12 protein-coding genes are annotated in these 13,112 nt (G+C 67.0%); 2 read left to right on the forward strand and 10 right to left on the reverse strand.

Translation table 11 applies throughout. The features are described 5' to 3' along the window. Positions 1 to 13: 13 nt before the first annotated feature. The 8 genes from ABH933_RS06370 to ABH933_RS06405 are packed head-to-tail and all read right to left on the reverse strand — an operon-like array spanning position 14 to position 7,331. On the reverse strand, positions 14 to 265 hold the full coding sequence (locus ABH933_RS06370) for a hypothetical protein (protein ID WP_429454991.1): 252 nt from the start codon (positions 263 to 265) through the stop codon (positions 14 to 16). Then, complete coding sequence (locus tag ABH933_RS06375) at positions 265 to 540, reverse strand: hypothetical protein (RefSeq protein WP_429454992.1); 276 nt, start codon at positions 538 to 540, stop codon at positions 265 to 267. The genes ABH933_RS06370 and ABH933_RS06375 overlap by 1 nt, the downstream gene beginning before the upstream one ends. Further along, positions 537 to 1,217 carry a hypothetical protein gene (locus ABH933_RS06380; protein ID WP_429454993.1) on the reverse strand — a complete coding sequence of 227 codons (681 nt, stop codon included), beginning with the start codon at positions 1,215 to 1,217 and terminating at the stop codon, positions 537 to 539. The genes ABH933_RS06375 and ABH933_RS06380 overlap by 4 nt, the downstream gene beginning before the upstream one ends. Positions 1,218 to 1,226: 9 nt before the next feature. Then, positions 1,227 to 3,056, reverse strand: coding sequence for a cutinase family protein (locus ABH933_RS06385; protein WP_429454994.1), 1,830 nt, complete (start codon positions 3,054 to 3,056; stop codon positions 1,227 to 1,229). Further along, positions 3,056 to 3,709: a hypothetical protein gene (locus ABH933_RS06390; RefSeq protein ID WP_429454995.1), complete on the reverse strand. Its 654-nt coding sequence runs from the start codon at positions 3,707 to 3,709 to the stop codon at positions 3,056 to 3,058. Before ABH933_RS06390 ends, ABH933_RS06385 begins: the two co-directional genes overlap by 1 nt. Positions 3,710 to 3,740: 31 nt before the next feature. Further along, positions 3,741 to 4,418 (reverse strand): hypothetical protein, encoded by a 678-nt coding sequence (locus ABH933_RS06395; RefSeq protein WP_429454996.1) that lies wholly within the window; start codon positions 4,416 to 4,418, stop codon positions 3,741 to 3,743. A gap of 21 nt (positions 4,419 to 4,439) precedes the next feature. After that, the gene (locus ABH933_RS06400) at positions 4,440 to 5,513 is read right to left on the reverse strand and encodes a hypothetical protein (protein ID WP_429454997.1); all 1,074 of its coding nucleotides are present in this window, start codon (positions 5,511 to 5,513) and stop codon (positions 4,440 to 4,442) included. Between the two features lie 36 nt (positions 5,514 to 5,549). Further along, positions 5,550 to 7,331 (reverse strand): hypothetical protein, encoded by a 1,782-nt coding sequence (locus ABH933_RS06405; RefSeq protein ID WP_429454998.1) that lies wholly within the window; start codon positions 7,329 to 7,331, stop codon positions 5,550 to 5,552. A 264-nt stretch (positions 7,332 to 7,595) separates the two neighbouring features. Here ABH933_RS06405 and ABH933_RS06410 point away from each other — a divergent pair, with 264 nt between their 5' ends. Further along, positions 7,596 to 8,066 carry a helix-turn-helix domain-containing protein gene (locus tag ABH933_RS06410; protein WP_429454999.1) on the forward strand — a complete coding sequence of 157 codons (471 nt, stop codon included), beginning with the start codon at positions 7,596 to 7,598 and terminating at the stop codon, positions 8,064 to 8,066. Positions 8,067 to 9,059: 993 nt separating this feature from the next. After that, the gene (locus ABH933_RS06415) at positions 9,060 to 10,433 is read left to right on the forward strand and encodes a cytochrome P450 (RefSeq protein WP_429455000.1); all 1,374 of its coding nucleotides are present in this window, start codon (positions 9,060 to 9,062) and stop codon (positions 10,431 to 10,433) included. Here the strand turns inward: ABH933_RS06415 and ABH933_RS06420 are convergent. Together ABH933_RS06420 and ABH933_RS06425 are read right to left on the reverse strand one after the other, a co-directional pair. Next, positions 10,420 to 11,688, reverse strand: a complete 1,269-nt coding sequence (locus tag ABH933_RS06420; RefSeq protein WP_429455001.1) for an oxygenase MpaB family protein — start codon at positions 11,686 to 11,688, stop codon at positions 10,420 to 10,422. The two genes, ABH933_RS06415 and ABH933_RS06420, sit on opposite strands and share 14 nt — an antisense overlap. Position 11,689: 1 nt before the next feature. After that, entirely contained in the window at positions 11,690 to 13,078 is a 1,389-nt protein-coding gene (locus tag ABH933_RS06425) for an NAD(P)/FAD-dependent oxidoreductase (RefSeq protein ID WP_429455002.1), read from the reverse strand. Positions 13,079 to 13,112 lie beyond the last annotated feature (34 nt).

Below are 13,112 nucleotides of genomic sequence, written 5' to 3' on the forward strand. Positions count from 1 at the left end.
TCTCCTTCGTGTTTCAGTTGAACCAGGTGGCGATGTCGAATGTCTGGGCGGCCACAGCTGCGAGGAGCAGGATGATCAGGATCTCGCGCCACAACTCGAGGGCGTCAGCGCCGTTTTGGTAGCGCAGCCAGGCCCGGATGGCGACCACGATGATTGCGGCCACCGCGAAATATCCGGACAGCGAAATCAGCTGTCCCGCAAGATGCATGATCGGATCGATCACCTGCGGCGGCAAGTGCTCGAACGCCCTAGCACGCGACCCCATCAGCTGCCCATCGTCCAGTTGACGATCTGGGCTGCCAGCGCTGCGACGAACATCAGCGACAATCCCAGTCCAATCCAGGACAGCACCTCGGATTTGCCCATCGTCAATTTTTGGTAGTAGTAGATGCCCACCGCTCCGATCAGGGCGCCGACTGCGATCGCGCCGGAGAAGAAGTACAGCAAGTTCAGCATTTTGCTGACGATCTGCTGGAAGGGGCCGCCGTCGGGGGTGGGCTGGCTGATCGCCAGCACCGCCAACTGCACAGAAAGTTTCATGGTGCCTCCTTGGCCGATCGCTTGCTCGCGGCGATGTCGGCGACGGCGAAGTAGATCTGGGTATACAAGCGCGCGAGAATCGCTGGGACGCTGGTGTTGTCGGCACGCTGCGGGGACCAGCCCGATGCCCCGGCGGACGGATTCGCTGCGGCGGCGAGATCTGGGTCGTAGTCCAGGGTCATGATCGGTACCCTGGCCGCCTCGGCGGCGGCGATCATCTCCTTGAGCTGAATTCCGCTGCCGCTGGGGCGGGTTGCTGGATCTGGGGCCAGGGCCACGATGGCGACCACCCGCGCCCCCAGCCCGGCCGTGGCGGTCAACGCGCCCGCGAGCTGGCGCGCGCGCCGGATCCCCTCGATCGAGCGGACTGTGGTCACTACCAGATACGGGCTCTGTCCCGGTGCCGGGCGCCACGCCGGATCCCGTGTGATCTCCTGCGAGCACACGCACCAGCTATCGAGCGTGCTCGCACCGCTGCCTGGTTCTGCTGCCATGACCGACCACAACGGCGGCACGGCAACTGGATCCGGGACGGCTGTGTCCGGCCCGGACTGCGAGCCCGGCGCGTCGTGGGTACCGGCATCCGCGGCCGCCGGGCCGTCCCCGGTGTCGAGCTCGGCGGCGGGCGCAGTGTCGGCGGCGGTGTCGGTGGTTTCGATGCGGAAGGGGTTGCTCACGCGGTGCTCCTAGGTTCTGGTGGTGGCGGTCGTGGCAACCAGGACGGGGGATCCGCTGCGCAGCATTGCCGCGGCGGGTCCGGTCCCGGCGGCCGCGGTGACGAGGCGATCGGCGATCGAGGCGGCCCCAACGGGTAGCCACACCACCGGCGCCGGGGTCGTGGTACCCGGGGCAGGTGGAGCATCGAACAGCCGCACGTCACCGTGGGTGTCGTTCTTGGACACCGCTCCCAGGTCTGGACGGTCCTGCACCGGCGTGGCGATCGCGCCGTCGGGGGTCCGCTGATACGGTGCGTCCGGGGCGGGGGCGTCGGGATTCTTTGCCGCAGAAGCATTCTGGTTCGCGGCGTGGTAGTCCCGGCCCGCGGCGATGATCCAGTCCGCGGTGACATCGGCGGGGGTGGATCCATCGGCTGCTACTCGCACCGTGCGGTACCCGCCGTCGGAGACTTGGGTCCACAACCTTGAATCCATCAGCAGCGCAGGCAGATCCGCATTCTTCTGCACCTCCGTGGTCAGCAGTCCGAAGATGCTCGAAACCCTCTGCACGGCCGATTGCGGCGGCAGGATGGTCATCGCGGCATTCACCGCGCTGGCGCCGAGGGTGATCGCGGGCAGCACCAGCGACGGCGCGGCGGCCGCGGCCCCTGCGGCCGCCCCTGCGGCCCCGGCGGCCAGGGCCGCGGCCGGTCCACCGACAAGGGCCGGAATCGCGGCCCCGACCGCGGACGTCGCGATCTGCACGCCGGCGGTGGCCAGCGACCCCAGCACTGCCGGGTTGAGCACCTGCCCGAGAAATGAGGTGACGGAGGTCAGTGCGATCTGGCCGAGTTTGAGCACCGCCTGTAACGGATCGGTCGGCGGGGCGGTGTTGGTCGGGTCGGCGGCCTCGGCCAGGCGCTGAGAGATCGAAGCCCCTCGCGCGAATTCCACATCGGCCAGGTTGCTGCCTTGAATGTCCTTGTCCGCGAAGGTAGATGCTCCATTGATCAGTGTGTTGGCCGTCGCGGACGCCAGTTCGCCGACGACCCCGAACGGGTCGTGGGTGAAGTCGAGCGAGGACTGCGCCGCGATCCCGAGCCCGGCGCGGGCCAAGGAAATCGACTTCGGTGCCGAGCACGACAGGTCCCCGCCCAGGCACCACTGCGCCACCCGCCCGTCCAGCGGACCGAAGCTCGTCGCGATGTCGCGCTCAGGTCCGATGCCCTCGCCTGTCGGTGGGACGTACATGTCCGGGAATTTGGTGACCGAGGGCCGCTTGCCTTGGTCCAGGCCAGGCCAGGCAGCCGGGGCGAGCTGGCCGGGCTTTCCGGCGAACAGCGGGGCGGTGTCTCCGCGGGTCGGGTCCCCGAATGTGACCGTGAGGGCGACGTCGTCGGCGCTGACGCCTTCGGTCTTGCCCGCGGCGACTTGCTGGGCCCACAGTGACACCGGCTCGGCGCCTTCGGAGTAGCCGAGCACCACAAGTTTGGTGCTCGGGCACTGATAGATCACCCGGGCGGCGACCTGCGACAGACGCTGAAATCCGTCCAGCACACTGGTTTTGTAGGCGGCCTCGAGTTGCTGACCGGCGGGCGCGGCCGGATACGGAATATAGGTGCGATCCATGGTGAATCCGTCCGGGCGGGCGGCATTCACGACCGGGATGATCACCCCGGCCAGCTCGCCGGTGTCCTGGCCGGTCGGCGCGGGCACCGAGGGCTCGGCGGTGCCCTGCACGGCCAGCACGTGGATGTCCGGACACCGTTGCCCCGCACCAGCATCCGCGACCGCCACCGGAGCCCCCGCCGCGAGAACCGCGGCGGCCAGCACTCCTGCAGCGGCGCGCACCAGCTTCATCAGTTCGTCTCCGCCCCCGCCAGCAGCTTCGACAGATCGGACTCGCGCCAGCCCTTGAACCCGGGCAGCCTGCACCACTCGAGCGCCGGATTCTGTTCCTGGGTGACCTCGAGGGTGACCGCGACCTGATCAGAGGCCCCCGCATGCAGCAAGATGTCGGCATCGACGCGGTGATCAGACACCTGGACCGTCAGTGCAAGCACCGGCAGATCGGCCTCGCGGCGGGTCTGCGCGGCCACGAATACCGCCTTCAGCGCCGCCGAGGTCGAGGCGCTGGCTTGATCTCCAGGCAGGTAATGGTGGAAGTCGTCGGGGTGAAAAGTTCCGTACCACAACGCGTCCCCCTCCTCGTCGCAGACTCCGAACGCGCCGGCCTCGTCGTCTCCCGCAGCCCACAACACGATCCGCGGCGCACCGGCGGCGGCCACGGCCAGCTCCTGGGCCTGCTGGGCGAGGGTGGCCGAACGCAGCCGGTCGTAGTCGATGCCCAGCTGCTTGCGCAGCTGGGCCTTGAACTTGGGAAATTGGGTCCGTGTGTTCAGGTTGTGGGCTTTGACCCACTCGTACACCTGGGTATGGCTGGTCATCGCCCTGAGCGCGGCCGCGTTCTCCTTGACAGCAGCGGCCGCGACTTCCCATTCCGATTTCGGCATTGCCTGTGCTCCTTCATGATTGGTGGTGAATTCATGCCGCTTTGTCTTGAATGCGGATGATGGTGAACACCCCGCCCTGGCCGGTCACGGTGATATCGAGCAGCCACAGCACGGGGGGTTGCTCGGCGACGGGCAGATACCGCACCGCGGTCTCGTACACCCCGCCGCCATGATCGGTGATCGATACACACCACGGCACTCGTGGTGGTGTCGCGGAGATCCCTTGAGCCAGTTGAGGTTCTGCGGGGATTCCCGGACCGCGGTTGGTGAGGTCCAGTGCTGCTTTCGGGTCTCGGGCATCGAAATACGCATGCTCGTAGGCTGCGATCACGCCGGGCCCGGTGCTGCGGTCCCCGGCGCCGTCGGTGACCACCGTCGCCCCGACCGAGCCGACAGCGCAGAACGGCGCCGCCGAGGTCGGCGCGGCGGTCGAGACGACCGGATACGGATCCGCGGCTGCGGGATCGTGACGGGTTCCGCCCCGCACGACGCCGAGCACGACAACTCCGGTGATGACCGCTGCGGCCGCGACCGCGAACCATAGACCGCGCCCTGTCCTTGCCGAGCGCCGCCGTGCTGCGGTGCGTGGCTGGCCCGGCGCTCCCGTCTGGATGCGGCGAGCGCGCCGCCGGGCCGAAACCGGGGTGCCAGGGTCGCGGGTGATGGCCGGATCCTCCAGCCACCGCCGCCACAGCTCGGTATCGGTCATCGGCAAGGTCCTTCGATTCGGTTATCGCAGCGCGGTCTGCACCGCGCCCAGGACTCCGTTGATCGGCCCGGCCAGTAGCCCGGCCTGCTGCGGGGACACCGGCGCCAGCGCCTGCACCGCATGCCGCGCCGCGGCCACCGCGCCGTTCACCTGGGCCGTGGCCTGGTTCACCGCGCCGTTCGCCTGGTTCACTGCGCCGTTTACCTGGGCCACCGCCCCGTTCACTGCGCCGCCCACCTGGGCGCCCACCGCCTGCACCGCGGCCGGTGCGGGCGGGACAGCCGGTGCGGACGCAGGCCGGGGCACGGGGGCTGGCGCAGCGGCGGGGTGCTGATCGAGCCTGCCGCCCAGCGCGCCGCCGATCACCGAACCTGCCATTGCGCCGACCGCGGCCGCGCCGACCATGGCGGGCACGCCGAGAACCAACGAGCCCGCCGTGCATCCGATCAGGCCGCCGACCAGCGCGGCGGGCACCGCGGCCACGCCCAGGGTCGGGATCCCCGCTACCGCCGCGCCGACCCCGGCTCCGATCGCCAGTCCCGCGAAACAGCCGCCGATTGCCGCGACTGGCGTCACGATCAGGCTGCCGGTGTAGCTGCCGGTGATCCCCGCTGCCAACGCGGCGGCTGCCGCGTGATCGGCGGACTGGTGCGGATACCCGACCGCGTCGAAGGCCCACGCAGTGCCCCACTCCAACTCATCGGCGCCAGCTTGTGCAGCGAAGACCACACTTGGAGGGATGAACCCCGGCGCCTCGATCCGTGCGTCGCCGAACCTGATCAGATGCGGATCCACCGGCGCGGGCACCCTGGCGGGCGCGGAGCCCTTGTGTGAGTTGGCATTCGATGTGCCGGCGGGGGCTTGGACTGTGACCAGTTCCTGTTGCTGGGGGCGTGGGCGCGGCGGAGCGATCGGCAGATCCTGCACCGGCACGTACTGCGGCTGGGGTGGGGGCGGCGCGGCCGCTTGCGGAGACGGCGCCGCGGCGTGCGGGGCCTGCGGTGAGGGCGAGGGTGCCGGATCCGCGGCCGCGCTCACCCCCACGCAGACACTGCACGCCACAGCTGCCGCTGCCACAGTGAGTCTTCTGTACATCGAGATTCCTTCCCTACCAGTTGATTTCCGTCCATGTCACGATGTTTGAAATGTCAGGAACCGCATCGCGGCCCCCTCGTGTATCAGCCAGAACATGCCGACGTGCATCCGGCGCACGTATTGCGGCAGGACCTGAAAGACCCATTTCGCGTGGGCTGTGTTGATCGAGAATCCGTACGGGTCTCCGCCTACCTCGAGCTGCCAGCGGGTGCCTGCGGCCTCTGCGACCGTGTCCGGAAGTGCGGAGCGGCCAAGGAACAGAGCCACGCCCGCGCCCAGCAGCCGTCGCTGCATCTGCGGATCCCGCGAATAGCCCTCGATGCTCTGGCCGGCCAAGATCAGTCCGACGTTCGCCGCGCGGGCGGTCTCGAGAACCTTCGCGGCCTCCTCGGCTGCGTCGACCTCGCGTTCGACCATCTGGGGAAACTCATCGACGATTACCGAGACCGGCTGTTGCCGTGCCGGGTCGATCGGTGATTCGGCGCGCGAGGCCAGGAAGTCCCGTAGATCTCGCAAGATCAGGTTCGCCAACAACAGCTCGGGTGCCAACACCGGATTCAGGCTCACGATCGTTGCCGACCCCGGTGCCAGCCGCGAAAACGACCATCCCTCACCGGTTTTCGGCAGATATTTCCTCAGGGGAGCAAACATCGCATCAACATCGGCGGCTACCATGCTCGCGTCGGTCTGGCCGAAGCGGTCCTCTTCCACGATCGGCCCTGCGAGCCTGCGGCCCAGATACTTCACCGGATCGGCCAATCGGTCGTTCAGTTCCTCGAGCGAGCGGACCAGCGGCTTGGTGCCGCGACCATCGATCACGAGGTCCAGAACACGCCGGGTCCGCTGGCTGTAGAAGTCGGTGCTGCTCGCCTTGGGGGCGATGAACATCAGCCGCTCGAGCAGTTGCTCGCGAGAGCAATCGAAAAAGTCCCAGCCGCCACGCACTACCCGCACATCGGCGGCCGATCCGACATACTCACGCTGGCGGCGCGCATCCTCACCGAATCGGGCCGCGTCGAACGCCTGCGCTTTCAAGTCGATCAGGACCGAAGTCATATTGGTCCGGTTCGCCACCGCGTGGAGCGCTGCGATCAGCTCGGTCTTGCCGGTGCCCGATCCGGCCAGGATCAATGCTCGCATCTGCCCGGCCACCTGCGGAGCTAGCAGCAGATCACACCCCGGCGCGGTGAAGTGCGAGGAACGCTCCACATCCGTGAGCCGGTCCTCGGGCACCACGATCCCGATGCCGTAGCGGATGATCCCGCTGACCTCGACCGGCACGGGGGCAGTCATCCGCAGCGCGGGATCGATCACCCGTAGGTCCACGGTGTGGGGGTCGAGGCTGATCCCGACCGACCTCGCGGTGAGTTCGTCGTCCGCGCGGCGCACGGCTTCAGCGATCTGTGCGGTTGCCAGCACATCATCGGTGCGGCCCTCGAGCACTTGCAGCCGCAGATGTCTGCGCGCCAGCACAAACGTTCCCGGCGCAGCCAGGGCTCCCGCCGCCAATGACAACACCGCGGGCGCGATCAGTGTGTCGAACCGACCAGCTCTCATCAGCGCTATTGCCCACGCCAGCGAGCCGAACATGACCGCGACGCCAGTGGCCGCGCCTGCGACCATCCACCACCGCTCTGGAGTCAAGAACATCCACCACCGGCGATGCTTGGCTGCGGCATACCCCCGCAGTCCCGCCAGCCATGCCACACCGATGATCACTGCGCCCGGAGCCACGACCACGAGCAGCATTGCCCCGAGCACGACGGCGAGTACCTCGCTGCCCGCTGTGGTCGAGGTTGGCGACTTCTCGCTCGGCATCTAGCCCTCCCCGGTTTGTAACCTTCGTGACTGCGGCGATCGGCGTCCGGCCGTCGCGGGCGGCGCCTTCACCCCCTGGTAACCAGATCAGCGAACAGGCGAGTTCCGCCAACAGATAGAATCTAGATAGAATATGAAGAGAATGTCAATAGGAATACATTCTATTAGACGTTAGGTTTGGGCAGTGACGCAAACGTGCCGCCCATAGGTTTGGGGGGACTGCCGATGGCCGATGTCCACACAGTTGGCGGTACCATCCGCTGCATGAGCATGGCGGGGCCGGCGCATCAGGCGCGATTCGGACGGCGCGTGAAATACGTGCGGGAAGACATACGGCATCTCACGATCGCCGACGTCGCCGACGCCGACGGACCGTCTCGGGGCCGCATGGTCTCGCTGGAGAACGGCACGGGGACCGTACCGGGGGACGCCGTCCTGGGGCGGCTCGAGAAGGTCCTGGGCCTCAAGAAGGGCAGCGCCAAGGAATCGCTGGAGAACGACATAGATCTTGTGCTGGAGGACGGCACAGTAGTTCCGTTCCCGTCCGAGCCTGTGTACTACTCCGAACGGGAGGTGGAGCAGCGCATCGCGTTCGAGAAGGCGATGCTCCGTCACAACCACGACTTCGCCATCTACAAACGAGACGATATGTTCGTCTTGTCGCCCGAGCGGTTACAACAGATCACCGATCTGCTCAACTCCCTACCCCGGGCCACCCCGCCGCCTGAGGATTGAGCGTTCCTCGGGCCGCGGGGCGTCGCCCTCTGCGCCCTCGGCCCGAGGAACGCTGGTCAACCTCGGTCAGGAATTCCGAACGCGCTACGTTTCGAGCACCCGACGTTCCCATGCCGACCGCCGTTCACTTGCCGGTCGAGGATCAGCGCAGTCAGTGCGTCGGCCTCTGCCTCCACTCTCCGGAAGCCGGTCGGATCGGGCACTGGACCTACCGCGAGTCCGTGGCTGCTGATCCCGGTGAGCTGGTTTGCGGCGGTAGAGGCAGAAACCGCACGTTCGCGGTAGTGCCCCAGCAATAGATGCGCAGCAACGTGCACCATAGTTCGCCGCCAGTGCACCGGAGACTCCGCGCGGCGGTGGAGCGCCACGATGCTGTCTCCGCGGTCAACCTGCAGGCCGCACAATCCAGGTGGAAAACCATCCGGCAGTGGCAGCCATATAATCGGTTGCCCTACTTGGCGTTCGACTGCCTCAGACAGATCTGCCATGGTCCAATCGGTCGGCAATGCCAGGCGTTCGGCGATCTCCCCGAATCGTCGAGCGTGTGGGCACCGCGACTTGTCTGGTAATACGGCCAATGTCTACTTCTTCCCCCGAGCACCTGATATCAGAGTTCTAACGATGGGTGTGTAGGTACACAGCACGTCGCCGCTGGCGTGCGGTGCCGCTAACTGCGCGTCAGGGAGGGCCGCGGCAGCGCACCGAACGATGGCCACGGTCGAGAGGTATGCGGCGGACTTCGAATCTCATTAGGCTGCTTTCACGTCGAACCAAGCCCCCCGCTGACGGTATATCCGTCTCCGAAGGGCTCCGGACGCATCAAGCGGCCTGATTGACAGTGCCGACAGGACCTTGTTCCGCCTGGAACAAGTGCGCTACCAGCCGACTCTAATCGGATGTCGTGTGAGCCGCAATCACAGACGAGATCGCATTCCCTTCTCGCGGCGACGTCAAACCCCTGGTTAGACAGCAGATTAGAGCTCAGCTCAGCAGATGGTCATCACATTCATTGACATCGAATCGGGAATTCCGCAGCGGTACAACAAGTTCCAGCGTTCTGAATCGAGCAGAATCCGGATCGGCATCGGGTACACGGGCGGATCCGGCTCGCCCCGAGGGATGTTCAGTGGTAGAACCGTGCAAGTGACGACGCCTGCGCACATGACGTTCGATGACGAGTACTTCGCGGCGCCGGAGATGGTCATGCAAAAGCTTGCGGAGCAGGGGCCGATCCACCGCTTTTCGGCGCCGCAGGGCATCGACGGGTGGATGATCACCGGCTATGAGCTGGCTCGCGAGGTTTTCACCCATCCCCACGTGGTCAAAACGCCAGAGACCATGAACGGCTCTTACGTCTCGGACACCACCAACCTCTCGCGGCGTTCGCGATTCAACAGGTGGGCGAACGCGCATCTCATCACCCATATGCTCGGGTCCGAGGCGCCTGACCATGATCGGTTGCGTGCGGTCGTCGCCGAGCCGTTCAGCCCTCGCGCTCTGGCCGCCCGCGCCCCTCGTATCACACAGCTTGCTGATGACTTGCTGGATCAGATGAGTTCCACAGGGACAGTTGATCTATCGGCGGCGTTCGCCGTGCCGCTGCCGGTCCAGATCGCCGCCGAGATCACCGGCGTTCCGATCAAGCATGCCGACACCATCACTCGGTCCTCGGCTGCGCTCGGCGATTTCCTGACCTCGAGTTTGCCCGAGCTGCGCAACGGGGTGATCGATTACGCCCGGATGATCGGGCCACTGATGGTCGCGCGGCGGTTCGCGCCGCGCGATGACATCCTCAGCACGCTCGCTGCCGCCCACCGCCGCGGGGAGTTAAGTTTCCGCGAGGCCACCTCGACGGCATCAATAATATTGCTGGCCGGGCATGAGGCAGTTACCTCGATGATCCTGACCACGGTCTTCGCGCTGCTGACCCATCCCGCCGAAATGGCTCGTGTGCGCGAGGATCCGAAATCCCTCGATGCCGTGATCGAGGAGGCGTTACGTGTGTATACGCCACAGCCGGTGGCAACACTACGGGTGGCGACCGCGCCGCTCACGCTGGCTGGTCAGGATATTCGTGCGGGAGAATGGATCTGGATCTCCTTGCTCGCCGCTGGCTACGATTCCCGGGCCAATGAGTGCCCGCATGCCTTCGACTCCGGACGCAAGCCGCGGCGCGCTCTGCCATTCGGCCATGGCATTCACTACTGCCTCGGTGCCCCGCTCGCGCGCATGCTCACCCGCATCGCGGTCACTCGGCTCCTGGACCGGTACCCGGACCTCGCCTTGACGATAGGCGCGGACGAGATGCGATGGCGACGCGCGATTTTCTTCCGGCGCATCGTGGAAATGCCCGTCAGCCTGCGATAGGCCGCTGGAAACGCGGGCTATCGCGCCCGGGGGTGGCGACGCCACGACTATGACCTCCGTCCTGGCGGGTGGACGTCATCCGCATGGTTGCCGCTCGTTGGCTCCTCCGTCCGGCAATTTCGCACCAGCGCGTCATCCCGGGAAGCAGGCGACGCACAGAATCGATGCCGCCGATGAGGGTTGCGCCGGCTATTACGGCGCCCTGAGCCCACCTCCGGTCGGGTAGTCCGAGCAGATCGGCGTTGTCCTTCCCCAGCACCAGGTGGCCGTAGGCGCACATGAGGTAAGTTGCTGCCGCGCGGTAAATGTCGTGTCCCAGACCACGGCTGTCACCGGCGACAAGAGGGCCGATGGCATGGATGAGAGCCTGTGCCAGACGCCGCGAATCCCCGTCGGGGGCGAGGAATTCGTAGTCTCCCTGGATCCCGAGCATGCGCCAGCAGTCCTTTTCGGTGCTGGGCAGGATTTCCGGGCGCACACCGATGAGGTGTCCGACGTAGCGCCAGAGGTGGTAGACCGCATCCTTCTCGGCCGTAGTGAAATGCAGCCCGCAGACTTGCGATCCCGCTATCGGTGCCACCCCGAACAGCATGACTGTCCCCGCGAGCTGGGAATTATTGAGCGGAAGGTCCCATGCCGCGCTGTCCCAGTCCGGACGGCGGGCCATCCCGGCGCGCACCAGCGCGTGAGTCAGGCGCACCTGCGCAACACCTTTGAATCCCGGCGCGAATCGGTGCATCCCGCTCGGCGTGGTGACATTCAGCCACCACGTCACGGTTTCGGCCAAGCGTTGAGGTGTCATATATTCCAGGTTTCCGGTGCGCACGAGAGGTTTGGTGACGCGGTGTGCCAGGTAGCCGCCGCACAGCGCCAGCATCGCCAAGGCGGCTAGGCCGATCAGGCCGGTGCGGGCGGTAACGCGGCAGGCCAGGTCGAGCTGGCCCGCGTCGAGCCAGTAGGGCTCCTCCAAGGCTGCGAAGAAGTCCCGGAGTTCGGCGGGTGGGTCGGTGACCGCGTCGATTCCGTGCTCGAGGGCGGTGTCGAACAGGGCGCGGCCGTGGCCGGGTGGGAGCCGCTGGATCATCGCGACTACGGCATCGGCGGGCGGGTCACCCAGGCGGGGGTAGCGGCGCAAATAGGCTGCGCGCTGCTCGTCGGTGATGCGGATATCGCCGGGAGCCAGGCGCCGCAGGCCAGGGAACGGAATCCGGGCTGGTGGCGGCTCGGCTTGATGTTCGGGATATCCGCCGGTCATGTCAGTGCCGCAGCAATACCGGGGCCAGGATGCTCGGCCGGAGCAGGGTGGCGGGCGGGTCGATCAGGGACATCACCCGCTCGAATGCGTGCGCGACACGGGGATCGGTAGTGGCGCGGGCCAAGACCTGATCCAGGTAGCGATGTTGCGCGCGGATCAGTGGCCCGGTCGGTGCGTTGACGGTGCCCTGGTAGCGGCCGTCTTCGGCCGTCGACATCATCCACGCCGCCGCCGATGCTGCAGTGATCGCTGCGCGCGCTGCGCGGGAGGTGCGGGGACCGATGTCGCGGTAGCGTTGCGCGGCTGCACGCAGCCCGATCGCGGCGTCGATCGTGGTGGTCATGCCTTGCCCGTACACCGGATTCAGGCAGGTGTGGGCATCTCCGAGCGCGACCAGACCCTCTGGGGTGCCGCGAGTTCCGACATGTCGTCGTGTGCTCGGGCCCGGGCGAAAGCCCCAGACCTCCCCTGCGGGCTCAGCTTCGTGCAGCATGTCGGCCAGCAGTGGTTCCCGCTGCTGGAGCTGGGAGAGCATCGTGGCGAATCCTTTGTCGCCGGACGCGGGTTCGTGTCCGCGCATCCCGCCGAGCGAGACGATCCACCGATCTTTCGAGATCGGTAGCACCGCCCCGGTCCAGGGCTGCTCGCGGGTGGCCTGCACATACAGGGCAGAGCAGCCGAGCAGGGAATTTAGTGGGCGGTACACGATCCGGCTGGTGTACGCCACGCCGGCGTCTACGACATCGGTGGGCAGCGGGGCACACCCCAAAGCGGCGAGCCATCGCGGTAGCCGAGTACCGCGGCCGGAAGCATCCACCACTAGTTCGGCGGGCTGTCGCGACTGGGTAACTTGCCCGCGCCTGCGGATCCTCACGCCGGTCACGGCGCGATCGGTTCCGAGCAGCCCGACCACCTCGGCGCCCTGGACGACCTCGATCACCGTGCCGTCGATAGTCTGCGACGGTGGGTCGCAGACGCGTGTACGCACGACGTGGTCGAGCAGCGGACGAGGGCAGCTCAGGAACGCAAGGTCCGTGTGATGGTCTGCCATCGGACCCGCGGAGGTCCGCCAGCGCAGCTCACCGGACATCGCGACCAGGACCGCGCCACGGGCCAGCAGTTCGGCGCGCACGCCGGGCATGAACGCCTCGAGGCGGCGGTGCCCGCCCTCAAGTAGCAGATGGCCGTGGCGCGCCTGCGGCACCCCTGGCCGGAAAACGGGCTGGTCCGGGTATACGTCGCGCTCGAGGACGATAACCCGTTCCGCAGCTCCCCGCAGTGCCCACGCCGCCAGCATGCCCGCCAGCCCGCCACCGATCACGACCGCAGTCCCATGCTCCCGGGGCCGGGCGGTGCTCATGCCGTGCACCTGGATGCGCTCGTCGACCACGGTGTCCTCGGGTCGAGATTCGGCAGGCTCTGCA

This window comes from Nocardia sp. GP40 (genome assembly GCF_050434125.1).
In the GTDB taxonomy this organism is placed as follows: domain Bacteria; phylum Actinomycetota; class Actinomycetes; order Mycobacteriales; family Mycobacteriaceae; genus Nocardia; species Nocardia albiluteola.